The following is a 13,172-nucleotide window of genomic DNA, read 5'->3' as shown; positions in this document are numbered from 1 at the left end:
GTGCATCCAAGTGGCCGCCGAAGCCATGGGAAGTCGATGGCGAGCTGTGGGTGGTGATCGAGCCACTGCTGCCCAAGGTCGAGCGTCGGGCCCGGCATCCGGGACGCAAGCGGCATCCGGACTGGCCGGTGTTCCAGGACATGCCCGTTCAGGACGGCTCCTTCAAAGGTCGGGTTGTCCGAGATCCGGGCACCCCGCAGCCCTGACGAACCCCCGCACCCACGACCGTGGCGGCGGGATCAGCCCCTTTTGCGCCGGATCGCTGTGCCCCGGGCGGGGTTCGCCGCTGACTCCTCGGCCGACGACAACTCCCTGCGCCGGAAAGCACCCGCGGCCAGAGTCAGCGGGCCGATCAACCACACGAGCACCGCGACAGCGCCGAGCGCGACCGGCAGGCTGGTCAGCTCGGCGACCCCGCCCACCATCGGAGGGCCGAGCAAGAACCCGCTGTAGGCAATGGTTGTCGCAAACGCAACCTCGCGCTCACCACCGCCCCCATCGGCCCGTCGCCCGGCCGCGCCACTCAACTCCATGACGACGGGAGACGCGTACGCCAAACCGACACCAGCGACGGCGAAGCCGGCGAAGGTGAGCGCCGGCGACGGCGCCATGACCGCGGTGGCCAGCCCCAGCCCACCGATCGCCGCGCCCCCGATGAGCATCCGTGGTGCGCCCCAACGACGCTGGATCGCCTCACCGCACAAGCGGGTGCACGCCATGGTGATCGAGAAGCACGAGTAGATCAGGGCGCCGGTGGCCTCGCTGAGACCACGCTCCTGCACACCGAACAGCGCTGACCAGTCCGCGGCCGCTCCTTCGGCTATCGAGGCACACAGTGCCACGCCGCCGAGCAGCCACAGCGCCGGTCGCCTGAACGGTGCCCGCCCGGCGCGCCCGCTCTCTGCGGGCGCCCTCAGTAGTTCCTCGACGGGAATCCAGCGGGCGATGCCGACGGTGACACCGCCGCAGATCACCGCGACGATGACAAAATGACGGCTCGGTGCCAACCCTTGTCCGGCCGCGACCGCAGCGCCGACCGAACCGGCCAGAGTGCCGAAACTGAAGGCCGCGTGGAACAGCGGCATGATCGCCCGGCCGGTCCGCCGGGTCGCTGTCACGCCGGACACGTTCATCGCCACGTCCATCACGCCGACCATTGCGCCGAGTGCGATCAGCAGCAGGCCGAGCGTCGCGGGCGACCTCGCCAGTCCCAGAGCCGGAAGCATTGCGGACCCGGCAACGCCGGACACCGTCATCACGACGCGCGCGCCGAACGCCGCGCACAGCCGACCGGCGAGAATCGAAGCGGCGATCATACCTACGCTGGCACCGAGCAGGGACAGCCCCAGCGCACCCTCGTCCGCACCGATCTGCGCGGCCAGCGCGGGCACCCGAGGCGCCCACGAGCCAAGCAGCGCGCCGTTGAGGACGAACGCACCGAGTACCGCGATGATTCCAGGGTCCCGGCGCCGGCTCGGTCCGGATGCGCCTGCAAGGGCTGCAATCCGGCCCCGCCCGATCGCATAGCCGACACCGATGACGACGGCGATCACCGCGAAGCCCGTCAGCACTCCCTGCACGGAGCCTCCTCAGAGATGGGGAGGGCGTGCGGTATCCAGGGCGGTGTCGATACGTGGGGCATGCAGGCAACCCTTCGGGGAAGGGGGACGGCGGGTCAATGTGGATCCCGGTCGGCGGACCGCAGGGGAGGACGCCGGCCGCGATGAGTTACGCCCGCCCCGCCGGTCTACCGCTCGTGGACGCCATGACACCCGCTGTACTCGTGCTGAACGGCCCCGTCACCAGGGACGAGGTGACCGGCCTGTGCGACGACGTGCGGGCGCTGCTGGAGGCCGGGGGTGCCGGGGTCGTGGTGTGCGATGCAGGAGGGCTCGGGCCGCCGGGGCTCGGCACCGTCGACCTGCTGGCGCGGCTCGAGCTCGCCGCCCGGCGGGCCGGAGGCCGGATCCGGCTGCGGGATGCCGACCCGGGCCTACACGCCCTCCTCGACCTGGTCGGTCTCCGCTTCGAGATGGAGGGGCAGCCCGAACAGCGGGAACCAGCGCTGTGTGTCGAGGAAGCAGTGGAACCCGGTGATCCGGCCGTCTGAGATCTCCAGGACCTGCACCGCCCACGGAGTGAAGCCGCCCTTTTCCGGGTCCGGCTTGTACTGGGCGAACCCGGGCAGACCATTGACCTGGACGGGCACCAGACGTGAGCCCGCGCAGGGGGCGCCGAGCGTCGTCATGAAGCCGGTGATGTCCGACGGGCCGGTCAGCCACAGGTCGAACGGCGGCATCGTCATGGCGGCGTCCTCGTGCAGCAGCGCCGTCAGAGCCGTCATGTCATAGCCCTCGAACGCCGCCACATATCGGTCGAGCAGCTTCTGCTGCTCTTCGTCCAACGGGTCAGATACGGCCGCGTCGGCGCCGCGCTGTTCCCGCTCGGCGAGCGTCGCCCGGGCCCGCTGCAGCGCACTGTTGACCGACGCGACCGAGGTGTCGAGCAGTTCGGCTACCTCGCTCGCCTTCCATGCCAGCACCTCGCGCAGGATCAGCACCGCGCGCTGCTTGGCCGGGAGCTGCTGCAGTGCGGCCATGAAGGCGAGCCGTACGGACTCCTTGGCCACGGCCGCCTCCGCCGGGTCGTCGGTCGTGGGCAGCACGCGCGAGTCCGGCATCGGCTCCAGCCAGGTGTTGTCCGGGCGGGGGGAGAGGGCGGCCTGGGCGAGGGGGGTGGAATCCGTGAGGTCCATCGGCCGCGCCCGCTTGTTGCCGGCCGTCAGCATGTCCAGGCAGACGTTCGTCGCGATGCGGTACAGCCAGGAGCGGAGGCTGGAGCGGCCCTCGAACTTCTCGTAGCTCCGCCAGGCCCGGACCATCGTGTCCTGCACCGCGTCCTCGGCCTCGAAGGACGAGCCGAGCATGCGGTAGCAGTACCCCGTCAGCTCCGTCCGGTGTTTCTCCAGCCTGACGTCGAGATCCGTCGTCGCCGTGTCGCTCATCGTCCACCCGCCCCTGTGGCCGTCCCTGTCCGCACGCGTCTTTGCGCCCAGCACGTTTGAAGCTATCGCAGGGCACTGACAATGGCGTGCCGAGTGGGTGAACGTGCAGGTCAATAGGTCTCGCCCCCGCCGCCCCTACCCTTTCCCGTCCATCCGGGGCTCCGCCCCGGACCCCGCTCCTCAAACGCCGGAGGGGCTGAAATCAGCCTGTCCGGCGTTTGAGGACGAGGCCGTTCAGGCCGAAGCGGGGGTCTGGGGGCGCAGCCCCAGGGACGGGAAACGTCAGTGGACCGGCACAGGGCTCCGCCGCGCGGTGACCCGCGCCGCCCGCGACCCGAACACCGTGATGGTCACGACGCCGAGCACCGCAAGGACCCCGACGCCCACCGTCCCGGCCCAGCCGCCCGCGTGGAACGCGACCGCACCGACCGTGCTGCCCGCGCTGGAGCCGACGTAGTAGGCCGACTGGTAGAGGGCCGACGCCTGCGCCCGTCCCTTCGTCGCCGTCTTGCTGACCGCCGACGAGGCGACCGCGTGCCCCGCGAAGAAGCCCGCGGTGATCAGGACCAGGCCGAGGAGGACCAGGGGGAGGGAGTCGGCCAGGGACAGCAGCAGACCCGCGGCCGTCGTACCGCCCGCCGCGTACAGCGCACCCCGGCGGCCCAGGCGGCCCACCAGCCGTCCGGCCGTCGACGCCGACACCGTACCCACCAGGTAGACCAGGAAGACCGAGCCGATGACGCCCTGGGGCAGCCCGAAGGGGGCCTCGGTCAGCCGGTACCCGATCACCGTGTAGACGCCGCCGAACACCGTCATGAACAGCGCGCCGATCGCGTACAGCCGGCGCAGCAGCGGGTCGGAGAGGTGGTCGCGAACCGTGTGGGCCAGCACCCGCGGCCGCAGCGAGCCCGGCGCGAAGTGCTTCGGGGCGGGCAGCAGCAGCCGGAAGGCCACCGCGCAGCCCACCGCGATCGCACCGATCACGCCGAGGGCGACCCGCCAGCCCCACTCCTGCGCGACCCAGCCGGTGATGACCCGGCCGCTCATCCCGCCGACGCTGTTGCCCGCGACGAACAGGCCGATCGCGGTGACCAGCGCCTTCGGGGTGACCTCCTCCGCGAGGTAGGCCGTCGCCGAGGCGGGCAGCCCGGCCAGCGCGGCACCCTGTACCGCCCGCAGCGCTACCAGCGCGGTCAGCGAGGGCGCGAAGGGGACCAGCAGCCCGACGGTCACCGCGACCGCCAGCGAGGCCGTCATCACCGTACGGCGCCCGAAGCGTTCCGACAGGGCGCTCATCGGCAGGACGAACACCGCCAGTCCGCCGGTCGCGGCCGCCACCGTCCAGCTCGCCTCGCTCGCCGCCACGCCGAAGTCGCCGGAGATCAGCGGCAGCAGGGCCTGTGTGGAGTAGAGGAGGGCGAAGGTCGCGACACCGGCGAGGAAGAGGGCGAAGCTCATCCGGCGGTAACCGGGACCGCCCGGGGTCATGCGGGAGTCGACGACTGGGGCAGAGGCTGCGGCGCCCACGATGGTGGACGCCCCGGTACTGGCGGGAGACATGCTTCGAAGTTACGTACGCTCCCGGTCATCCGTCCAATGCATGGAATCGTCATAATCGTTCCCATGGAGCATCAGCAGAGGTCACAGACGCGCCTGTCACCATCCGGTGACACAGAAGACATGGTGATGTTGCTGGCCCCGCGCCTGGCCTACTTCGCCGGCGTCGCCCGCACCGAGCACGTCACCCGCGCCGCCCAGGAGATGCAGGTCCCGCAGTCCACCCTGTCGCGGGCCATGGTCCGGCTCGAACAGGATCTGGGCGTCGACCTGTTCGCCCGCCGCGGCCGCACGGTCTCCCTCACTCCCGCCGGCCGCACCTTCCTCGGCTCCGTCGAACGCGCCCTCGCCGAGGTCGAGCGCGCCGCCGAGGAGGTCCGCGCCGACGCCGACCCCGCCACCGGCAAGGTCGCGTTCGGCTTCCTGCACACCATGGGCGCCGAGACCGTGCCGGGCCTGCTGCAGGCCTTCCGCGCCGACCATCCCCGGGTCCGCTTCAGCCTCGTCCAGAACTACGGCGAGGCGATGATCGAGCGGCTGCGCGCGGGCGAGCTGGACCTGTGCCTCACCTCGCCCGTGCCGGACGCCCCCGACCTCGTGTCCCGCCGCCTCGACGAACAGAAACTCCGCCTGGTCGTCCCGGCCGACCACCGCCTCGCCGCCCGCCGCCGCATCCGCCTCGCCGAGGCCGCCGACGAAACCTTCGTCACCCTCGAACCCGGCTACGGCCTGCGCCGCATCACCGACGACCTCTGCCAGGAGGCCGGCTTCAAACCCCGGGTGGCCTTCGAGGGCGAGGAGGCGGAAACGCTGCGAGGCCTGGTCGCGGCAGGCCTCGGGGTGGCCCTGCTGCCCCCGCCCGTCTTCCCCCGCCCGGGAGTTGTGGAACTGACGGTGACCGCCCCCAGGGCGGCAAGGGAAATCGGCGTGGCGTGGCTCGACGGCCACCCGGACACACCCCCGGTAGCAGCCTTCAAACGGTTCCTGCTCTCGAAACGGGGCAACCTGCTGCCCACCTGAGGGGCGCGAGGCTGTGACACAGCGGCTCGGCCACGGGGTGCGGCCGGCCACGGACAACCCGCACCCCGAACACGGCATCAAGTCCCGAGCTCTACCGCCTGGACCGCCCGAAGCCGGAGGCAAGCGGCATCCGCAACCCCAACGGCGGCGGCGCCGCCAGCGCATCCCGCACCGGCCGGGACAACGCCCGCCCGAACAGCGTGCCCATCACGAAGTCCTCGGCCAGCGCGTGGACTTCGTCCCGGTGCTGGTGCAACCCGTGTCCGTCGGAGTGCACTTCGAACCGGCACACGTCCCGGTTGGCCTTCTTCGCCCGCGCCGCCAGCCGGAACGACAGCTCCGGATCCGTACGTGCGTCATTCGTGCCGTGCACGATCAGCACCCTGCGTCCGACGAGCTGCTTCACCGGTTCGGGCGGCGCGGCCACGTCCTCCTCGGGCAGCCAAGGGGCGAGCGCCACCACGGAGTTGACCGCCTCGTGCCCGCTCGCGCGCAGCGCCGCGCGGCCGCCCATGTCGATGCCGGTGAGGCAGACGGGGACGTCGCCGTAGCGCCGTACGGTCTCGTCGACCGCCCAGGAGGCGTCGTGGGCCAGATGGGCCTCGCTGCCGTTCCAGCCGCGATAGCGGTAGTGGACGACGTGGGCGGTCAGGCCCTCCTCGCGGCCGGCGCGGGCCAGGCGCCGTCCCAGCGCCCGTACGGACGCGGTCGCCATCATCGGTGAGGGCCTGCGGCTGGAGACCTCGTCGCCGCCGGGGAGCAGCAGTACCACCCCGCTCACCGCCGTCGGCTCCGTCCCCAGTGCCCGTCCCAGCCGGGCCGTGCGAACCGGCGTCGCTTGCTGTGCCATGACAGAACAGTGTCAGAAGCGTGGGTGTACGCCACCAGTACGTGCGGTCACCATTACGTATCGACGATTTCGTACAACGAGCGATCTACGCGCGTAGGCGTTAGAGTGCGGAAATGACGAGCCAGACTGCCCCGAAGGGGACCACCCCGAGCTCGGACCAGATCCGCCGGGCGCCCAAGGTCCTGCTGCACGACCACCTCGACGGCGGGCTGCGCCCCGGCACGATCGTCGACCTCGCCCGGGAGACCGGGTACTCCCAACTCCCGGAGACCGACCCCGACAAGCTCGGCGTCTGGTTCCGCGAGGCCGCCGACTCCGGTTCCCTGGAACGGTACTTGGAGACCTTCTCGCACACCGTCGGCGTGATGCAGACCCGGGACGCGCTCGTCCGGGTCGCCGCCGAGTGCGCCGAGGACCTCGCCGAGGACGGGGTCGTGTACGCGGAGGTGCGGTACGCCCCCGAACAGCACCTGGCCGACGGCCTGAGTCTCGAAGAGGTCGTCGAGGCCGTCAACGAGGGCTTCCGGGAAGGGGAACGGCGCGCCAGGGCGAGCGGTCACCGCATCCGCGTCGGCGCCCTGCTCACCGCCATGCGGCACGCGGCCCGCTCCCTGGAGATCGCCGAACTCGCCAACCGGTACCGGGACCTGGGCGTCGTCGGCTTCGACATCGCGGGCGCCGAGGCCGGGTTCCCGCCCACCAGGCACCTCGACGCCTTCGAGTACCTCAAGCGGGAGAACAACCACTTCACCATCCACGCCGGCGAGGCCTTCGGACTGCCGTCCATCTGGCAGGCCCTCCAGTGGTGCGGGGCCGACCGGCTCGGCCACGGCGTGCGCATCATCGACGACATCCAGGTCCACCAGGACGGTTCGGTGAAGCTCGGCCGGCTCGCCTCCTACGTACGGGACAAGCGCATCCCGCTCGAGCTGTGCCCCAGCTCCAACCTTCAGACCGGAGCCGCGGCCTCCTATGCCGAGCACCCGATCGGGCTGCTGCGCCGGCTGCACTTCCGGGCGACCGTGAACACGGACAACCGCCTGATGTCCGGCACCAGCATGAGCCGAGAATTCGAGCACCTTGTCGAGGCGTTCGGTTACACGCTCGACGACATGCAGTGGTTCTCTGTCAATGCGATGAAATCAGCGTTCATTCCTTTCGACGAACGACTCGCGATGATCAATGACGTCGTCAAGCCCGGATATGCCGAGCTGAAGTCCGAATGGCTGTTCCAGCAGACCGCCTCCACCAGCGGTTCTGTGGACACGGAGGGCTGATCCGGCGGAATCCGGGGAACGGGAATGCGGGCGGACATTCACAATCCGTCCGCATTTCGATGTTTGCGGCGGGTGGCTCGGCGTGTTTACGGTCGTGGACCGCTCACATCCTCATTCCATTCAAGGACGCATTTTCATGAAGCAGTCTGCTGCCAAGACCCTCGGTGTCGCCGCTCTCGGTGCCGCCTTCGCCGCCGCCGGTGCGGGCGCCGCGAACGCCGCCCCGGACGTTCAGGACCCCACCGAGGCGCTGGGCGGCGTCACCCAGACGCTGCCGGCGGAGAAGATCACCGAGTCGCTGCCGGGGGCCGGTGAGGCGCTGTCCCAGGCGCGGCCGGCGCTCACCACGAGCCTGGCCGAAGCGCACCCGGTCGCACAGAAGGTGCTCGCCGAGCGCCCGACCGCGCCGGTCGCCGGTCTGCTCGGCGGCCTGCCGGCCGGTGGCGCCGGGCTGCCCACCCAGGGCCTGCCGGTGAACGGGACCCCGCTCGGCTGACCCGCACCGCCTCCGTACGCGCCGGTGGGGCGCACCCCTCGGACACGGGGTGCGCCCCACCGGCGTACGTGCGCCTACCAGGCCGTGCGCGAGGCCTTGTCCTCGGAGGGGAACAGGATCCACAGCGCGATGTAGAGCAGGAACTGCGGGCCCGGCAGCAGGCAGGACACGAGGAAGATCACTCGCATCGTCGTGGCGGAGGTGCCGAAGCGCCGTGCCAGCGCGGCACACACTCCGCCGATCATGCGGCCGTCGGTGGGGCGGGCAAGGCGGGACATGGCTGCTCCTTCGTGAGCGTCTGGCGGAGGCGGCCCTGTCGGCTGCCTCATCTGACAACCACGGTACGGACAGGAAGAGGACAAAGCGTCGCTCTACGGTGCGACCCCGACCCTGGGAATCGTCGGGGTCCGACCCTGAGGAGCGTCCTCCTGGCGGACCAAGCGACCGCGTACGCGCTCGGTCCTGCGACGGAGCCAGGCGCGGGCCGCGGGCACGAGCGCCGCGTGCGCGAGGGCGACGCCCGCCGTGTTCAGGAGCAGTGAGTCGATGTCGACGACCTGTCCGGGCACGCCGGTCTGGAGCAGTTCGATGCCCAGCGAGATCAGGGCGCCGGCGGCCATCGTACGGAGCAGGGAGGCGAGCGGAGAGACGGTGAGCCTGCCGTGCGCCATCGGGAGCAGCACGCCCAGCGGGGCCAGCAGCGCCAGCCCCTCCGCGATGCGCCGGGCGCCCTCCTGCCAGCCGAGCGCGGCATCCGCCCGGATACCGGCCAGCGGATGCAGGTTGGGAGGCATCACCCAGGGGACGTCCAGCGGACGCAGCGTGAACCAGGCGACGAACACGAGGTGTGCGACGAGGAGGACACCTCCCGTCACACGGATGCGAATCGCGGCACTGCCGCCGATGGAGCCTTGACGCTGCACGCCCCCCTAGACGCGGCCTCCGGCACGATCGGTTCCGGGGTACCCAGAGGTACGTGCATGAGGCTTGCGCCACACGCCCCTCTTCCGGGGCTCGGTTCGCCTCCGCGGCGCGTCTCGCTCGCCGGCGTCACCCGCCCGCGACCTCGCTCCGCGGCGGCTCCTTGCTGCCGGGGCGGGAGCGGACCTCGTCCGTGCACTCGTAGCGGCGCACGGTCTCGCTGCCGGGGCCGCCGAGGATGACGGAGCCGTCGCCCTCCGCCGCCGCCGAGTCGGAGAAGGTGCAGACGAGCTGGGCGAGGGAGTACGAGGTGAGGTCGTCGGGCGGGGTGCTCAGGCGCAGGGCGTCCCCGGGGTCCTTGGGGCGCGGTCCGGTCACCGTCATGCCGCCGCGCACGTCGGTCGTGTAGCCGGCCTCCTTCTCGGCGGCCGACGGCGTCGCGGCGAGCTCGTCCAGCAGCCCCTGCGCGACCAGCACGCGCCGCGCGGAGTCCGCCGTACCGTCCGGCACGCGCACGGTCCGGTCGACGGCAACCAGCGACGAACCGCACAGCAGGAACACCTGCACGGGCAGCCCGCGCGAGGCCTGCGTCGAGATGTCCGGCTCGGAGAGGGAGCAGCGCACCCGGGAGGGTGCGGGACCGAAGTCGGTCGGCACTTCGGTGGCCCGGATGCCGCATCCGGCGAGGAGCAGCGCGAACACGGGGAGCACCAGCAGACGTCGTACGTTCATCAGGCGTCCCCCTTGCCCTTCTCACCTTCGTCGGCTTCCTCCGTGAGCGGGTACGAGTCCCGCGGCAGCCGCAGGGTGAACACCGCGCCGCCCTCGGCGGAGTTGGCGGCCGTGATCTCGCCGCCGTGGATGTGGGCGTTCTCCAGGGCGATGGACAGGCCCAGGCCGCTGCCCTCGGAACGCGGCCGGGAGGCGCTGGCCTTGTAGAACCGGTCGAAGACGTGCGGCAGGACGTCCTCGGGGATGCCCGGCCCGTGGTCCCGCACCTCGATGACGACCTCCTCGTCGGCCGCCCGCACGGCGACCCGCACCGGCGACCCCCCGTGCTTGAGCGCGTTGCCGACCAGGTTCGCCAGAATGACGTCCAGGCGGCGCGGGTCGAGACGGGCGTGGATGCCGCGCTCGGCGTCCAGCTCCACCGCGTCCAGCCAGGCCCGCGCGTCGATGCAGGCGGTGATCTGGTCGACGACGTCCACGTCGTCGACGACCAGCCGCGCCGTACCCGCATCGAAACGGGTGACCTCCATGAGGTTCTCGACGAGGTCGTTGAGCCGCCGTGTCTCGCTGACCACGAGCCGTACCGCCGGATCGACCATGGGATCGATGCCGCCCGACTCCAGCTCCTCCTCCAGCACCTCCGTGACGGCGGTGATGGCGGTCAGCGGCGTACGCAGCTCGTGCGACATGTCCGCCACGAACCGCCGGGACGCGTCCTCCCGCGCGGCCATGTCGTCCACCCGTTTCTCGAGCGCCTCGGCCGCGTTGTTGAACGTCCGCGACAGATCGGCGAGTTCGTCCGTCCCGGACACCCGCAGGCGCGTGTCCAGCTTCCCCTCCCCGAGCCGCCGGGCGGCGACACCCAGCCGGTGCACCGGCTTCAGTACGGTCGTGGCGGCGGCCTGCGCGAGCAGCGCCGAGCCGATCAGCGCCAGGCCGGTGGCGATACCGAGCGACCAGGCAAGCGAGTTGAGGTCCTTGGCCTCCGGCTCCAGCGACTTGAGCATGTAGCCGGTCGGCCCGCCGCCGATCACCTTCGTGCCGGCCACCAGATACGGCGTGCCGTCGCTGACTATCCGCTGCCAGTACAGGTGGTACGCGTACTTGTTGGTCGAGTTGACCTGCTGCTCCTTGTTCACCGCCTTGCGCAGGGAGGCGGGCACGTCCTGGAGCGAGAAGCCGTTCAGGGCGCCGGAGTTGCCGTACACCGTCGTGCCGCTCTCGTCGGCGGCGACCAGCAGCACGCTGAAGCGCTGGCTGCTGTTCGCCATCTGGCCCGCCGTGTGCTGCAGTTCGTCCTGAGTGGGGTTCTCGGGCAGCGCGCCCGCCCGGTTCTGCATCTCCTGCTCGAAGTCGCGCAGCACCGCGTCCTGGGTGCGGGTGAGCACCGCCTCACGGTTGAGCCAGTAGGCGATGCCGGACGCGGACACGGCGGCGGTCAGCGCCACCAGAGCGAACACGACGACCAGCCTGAGGCGCAGGCTGGTGAACCGCAGCCGTGACCAGGTTCCCTTACGAGCCGCGGCCCAGCCGCGAACGCCCCCTTGCGCTTCGGTCACTGAGGAGTGTCCAGCCGGTAACCCACGCCCCGCACGGTACGGATCAGGGTCGGGGAGGACGGCACGTCCTCGACCTTGGCGCGCAGCCGCTGCACACAGGCGTCCACCAGTCGGGAGTCGCCGAGGTAGTCGTGCTCCCACACCAGCCGCAGCAACTGCTGCCGCGACAGGGCCTGTCCGGGCCGCCGGCTCAGTTCGAGCAGCAGCCTGAGCTCGGTCGGCGTGAGCTGGAGGTCCTCGCCGTTCTTGGTCACGGTCATGGCCGCCCGGTCGATGACCAGCGAACCGAACGCGGCCGAGTCGTTGGACTCCCGCTCGCCGCGCCGCAGCACGGCCCGGATCCGGGCGTCCAGGACCCGCCCCTGAACCGGCTTGACGACATAGTCGTCGGCACCGGACTCCAGCCCGACGACCACGTCGATGTCGTCACTGCGCGCGGTCAGCAGAATGATCGGCAGCTGGTCGGTGCGCCGGATGCGCCGGCACACCTCGAACCCGTCGATGCCGGGCAGCATCACGTCCAGCACGATCAGATCCGGCCGCTGCTCACGCAGCAGTTTCAGGCCGTCCTCGCCGGTGGCAGCAGTGGCAACCCGGTGACCCTGGCGCGTCAGAGACAGCTCCAGGGCCGTACGGATGGCGTCGTCGTCCTCGATCAGCAACAGGGAAGGCACGGGGGTCATTCTGGCCCATGGCGGGGTGGGGCTGCGACACCTGTATTTCTCCGGGCCCAACCTGTATTTCTACGCGCCGGTAACTCTCTTGTCTGTGTGGGGACTGTGCCACGCCTGGGAGCGGCATCCGAGGGGGGCCCTGTGACAGGTCTGTGACAGTCGGCGGACACGGCCATGAAGTGGCCCGGGCAAGCTTCTCGGCACAGGCAAGGAAGCAAGGCGAAACACCGGAAGTCCACGACGGGGGGCGCGAGATGAACACGCTGCACGGCAACGGCACGAGCGCAGTGATCACGCGTCTGCACGACGTGAACGGGGGCCGGGGTTCCGAGAAGTCCGGTGCCGATGGGGGTCCCTCCCGCGCGAGCGTAGTCGAGCGTGGGGGAGGGCGGGGGTGCGCTCGCGGCACCGGGCGTCAGCACACCGCCTACATGACGGTGGTTGACGGTTTCACGGGGGAAGCACACGGGGGAAGCGCGTACAGGGAGGACACGGGGGAGCGTCGTTCGCTGTCGGAGGCGGAGTTCACCGCCTACGTCCAGGAGCGCCGCGCCTCCCTGTACGCAACCGCCTACCACCTCACCGGCGACCGCTTCGAGGCCGAGGACCTGCTGCAGAGCGCGCTGTTCTCGACGTACCGGGCGTGGGACCGGATCAGTGACAAGGCCGCGGTCGGGGGCTACCTCCGCCGCACCATGACCAACCTGCACATCAGCGCGTGGCGCCGCCGCAAGCTGAACGAGTACCCGACCGAGGAACTGCCGGAGACGCCCGGCGACACGGACGCGATGCGCGGCACGGAGCTGCGCGCGGTCCTGTGGCAGGCGCTCGCCCGGCTGCCGGAACTCCAGCGCACCATGCTGGTCCTGCGCTACTACGAGGGCCGCACGGACCCGGAGATCGCCGAGATCCTCGACATCAGTGTCGGCACGGTGAAGTCCAGCATCTGGCGGTCACTCCGCCGCCTGCGTGAGGACGAGGTCCTCAGCTTCGGCCGTGACGAGGAAAGCGCCTTCGGGGAGCTCGTCGCCTGAAGGTTGGGGGGAAGCAAGTAACGGGGGAGCAGTAACCGGGGGGGCCAACGG

Annotated in this window: 14 protein-coding genes; 5 read left to right on the top strand and 9 right to left on the bottom strand. The window is 70.9% G+C overall.

Going from position 1 to position 13,172, the window contains the following annotated elements; all coding sequences use genetic code 11:
• Positions 1-239 precede the first annotated feature (239 nt).
• A complete protein-coding gene (locus ADK57_RS23560) occupies positions 240-1,580 on the bottom strand; it encodes an MFS transporter (RefSeq protein ID WP_199830666.1) in 1,341 nt (446 codons plus the stop codon).
• 143 nt (positions 1,581-1,723) lie between these two features.
• Between ADK57_RS23560 and ADK57_RS47785 the strand changes: the two genes are divergently transcribed.
• Positions 1,724-2,110 (top strand): STAS domain-containing protein, encoded by a 387-nt coding sequence (locus ADK57_RS47785; RefSeq protein WP_159050131.1) that lies wholly within the window; start codon positions 1,724-1,726, stop codon positions 2,108-2,110.
• On the opposite strand, the gene ADK57_RS23555 is transcribed toward ADK57_RS47785, so the two are convergent.
• Positions 1,994-3,004 carry a sigma-70 family RNA polymerase sigma factor gene (locus ADK57_RS23555; protein ID WP_053751518.1) on the bottom strand — a complete coding sequence of 337 codons (1,011 nt, stop codon included), beginning with the start codon at positions 3,002-3,004 and terminating at the stop codon, positions 1,994-1,996. The two genes, ADK57_RS47785 and ADK57_RS23555, sit on opposite strands and share 117 nt — an antisense overlap.
• Positions 3,005-3,286: 282 nt before the next feature.
• Positions 3,287-4,564, bottom strand: a complete 1,278-nt coding sequence (locus ADK57_RS23550) for an MFS transporter (protein ID WP_053751517.1) — start codon at positions 4,562-4,564, stop codon at positions 3,287-3,289.
• A 63-nt stretch (positions 4,565-4,627) separates the two neighbouring features.
• On the opposite strand from ADK57_RS23550, the gene ADK57_RS23545 reads away from it, so the two are divergent.
• Entirely contained in the window at positions 4,628-5,581 is a 954-nt protein-coding gene (locus tag ADK57_RS23545) for a LysR family transcriptional regulator (protein ID WP_053751516.1), read from the top strand.
• 91 nt (positions 5,582-5,672) lie between these two features.
• On the opposite strand, the gene ADK57_RS23540 is transcribed toward ADK57_RS23545, so the two are convergent.
• Complete coding sequence (locus ADK57_RS23540; protein WP_053751515.1) at positions 5,673-6,431, bottom strand: prolyl oligopeptidase family serine peptidase; 759 nt, start codon at positions 6,429-6,431, stop codon at positions 5,673-5,675.
• Positions 6,432-6,544: 113 nt separating this feature from the next.
• Between ADK57_RS23540 and ADK57_RS23535 the strand changes: the two genes are divergently transcribed.
• Entirely contained in the window at positions 6,545-7,708 is a 1,164-nt protein-coding gene (locus tag ADK57_RS23535) for an adenosine deaminase (RefSeq protein ID WP_053751514.1), read from the top strand.
• 136 nt (positions 7,709-7,844) lie between these two features.
• A complete protein-coding gene (locus ADK57_RS23530) occupies positions 7,845-8,204 on the top strand; it encodes a hypothetical protein (protein ID WP_053751513.1) in 360 nt (119 codons plus the stop codon).
• A gap of 74 nt (positions 8,205-8,278) precedes the next feature.
• Here the strand turns inward: ADK57_RS23530 and ADK57_RS23525 are convergent, their stop codons facing one another.
• From ADK57_RS23525 to afsQ1, 5 genes are all read right to left on the bottom strand, one after another.
• Entirely contained in the window at positions 8,279-8,482 is a 204-nt protein-coding gene (locus ADK57_RS23525) for a PspC domain-containing protein (protein WP_053751512.1), read from the bottom strand.
• A 93-nt stretch (positions 8,483-8,575) separates the two neighbouring features.
• Complete coding sequence (locus ADK57_RS23520; protein WP_053751511.1) at positions 8,576-9,127, bottom strand: VanZ family protein; 552 nt, start codon at positions 9,125-9,127, stop codon at positions 8,576-8,578.
• Between the two features lie 127 nt (positions 9,128-9,254).
• The gene (locus tag ADK57_RS23515; protein WP_053751510.1) at positions 9,255-9,857 is read right to left on the bottom strand and encodes a hypothetical protein; all 603 of its coding nucleotides are present in this window, start codon (positions 9,855-9,857) and stop codon (positions 9,255-9,257) included.
• Entirely contained in the window at positions 9,857-11,413 is a 1,557-nt protein-coding gene (locus ADK57_RS23510; protein WP_053751509.1) for a sensor histidine kinase, read from the bottom strand. Before ADK57_RS23510 ends, ADK57_RS23515 begins: the two co-directional genes overlap by 1 nt.
• Positions 11,410-12,087, bottom strand: coding sequence for a two-component system response regulator AfsQ1 (gene afsQ1 / locus ADK57_RS23505; protein ID WP_053751586.1), 678 nt, complete (start codon positions 12,085-12,087; stop codon positions 11,410-11,412). The genes ADK57_RS23510 and afsQ1 overlap by 4 nt, the downstream gene beginning before the upstream one ends.
• 254 nt (positions 12,088-12,341) lie before the next feature.
• On the opposite strand from afsQ1, the gene ADK57_RS23500 reads away from it, so the two are divergent.
• Complete coding sequence (locus ADK57_RS23500) at positions 12,342-13,121, top strand: SigE family RNA polymerase sigma factor (protein ID WP_053751508.1); 780 nt, start codon at positions 12,342-12,344, stop codon at positions 13,119-13,121.
• Positions 13,122-13,172 lie beyond the last annotated feature (51 nt).

It is taken from the genome of Streptomyces sp. MMG1533 (assembly GCF_001279775.1).
Taxonomy (GTDB): domain Bacteria; phylum Actinomycetota; class Actinomycetes; order Streptomycetales; family Streptomycetaceae; genus Streptomyces.
The sequence above is the reverse complement of the archived record's forward strand: the minus strand, read 5'-3'. Positions and strand labels throughout refer to the sequence as shown.

Bases quoted from the DNA above. Each gene is read 5' to 3' on its own strand.
- ADK57_RS23540 (WP_053751515.1), bottom strand. From the start codon at position 6,431: ATGGCACAGCAAGCGACGCCGGTTCGCACGGCCCGGCTGGGACGGGCA.
- ADK57_RS23545 (WP_053751516.1), top strand. From the start codon at position 4,628: ATGGAGCATCAGCAGAGGTCACAGACGCGCCTGTCACCATCCGGTGAC.
- ADK57_RS47785 (WP_159050131.1), top strand. From the start codon at position 1,724: ATGAGTTACGCCCGCCCCGCCGGTCTACCGCTCGTGGACGCCATGACA.
- ADK57_RS23535 (WP_053751514.1), top strand. From the start codon at position 6,545: ATGACGAGCCAGACTGCCCCGAAGGGGACCACCCCGAGCTCGGACCAG.
- ADK57_RS23525 (WP_053751512.1), bottom strand. From the start codon at position 8,482: ATGTCCCGCCTTGCCCGCCCCACCGACGGCCGCATGATCGGCGGAGTG.
- ADK57_RS23550 (WP_053751517.1), bottom strand. From the start codon at position 4,564: ATGTCTCCCGCCAGTACCGGGGCGTCCACCATCGTGGGCGCCGCAGCC.
- ADK57_RS23500 (WP_053751508.1), top strand. From the start codon at position 12,342: ATGAACACGCTGCACGGCAACGGCACGAGCGCAGTGATCACGCGTCTG.
- ADK57_RS23555 (WP_053751518.1), bottom strand. From the start codon at position 3,004: ATGAGCGACACGGCGACGACGGATCTCGACGTCAGGCTGGAGAAACAC.
- ADK57_RS23530 (WP_053751513.1), top strand. From the start codon at position 7,845: ATGAAGCAGTCTGCTGCCAAGACCCTCGGTGTCGCCGCTCTCGGTGCC.
- ADK57_RS23515 (WP_053751510.1), bottom strand. From the start codon at position 9,857: ATGAACGTACGACGTCTGCTGGTGCTCCCCGTGTTCGCGCTGCTCCTC.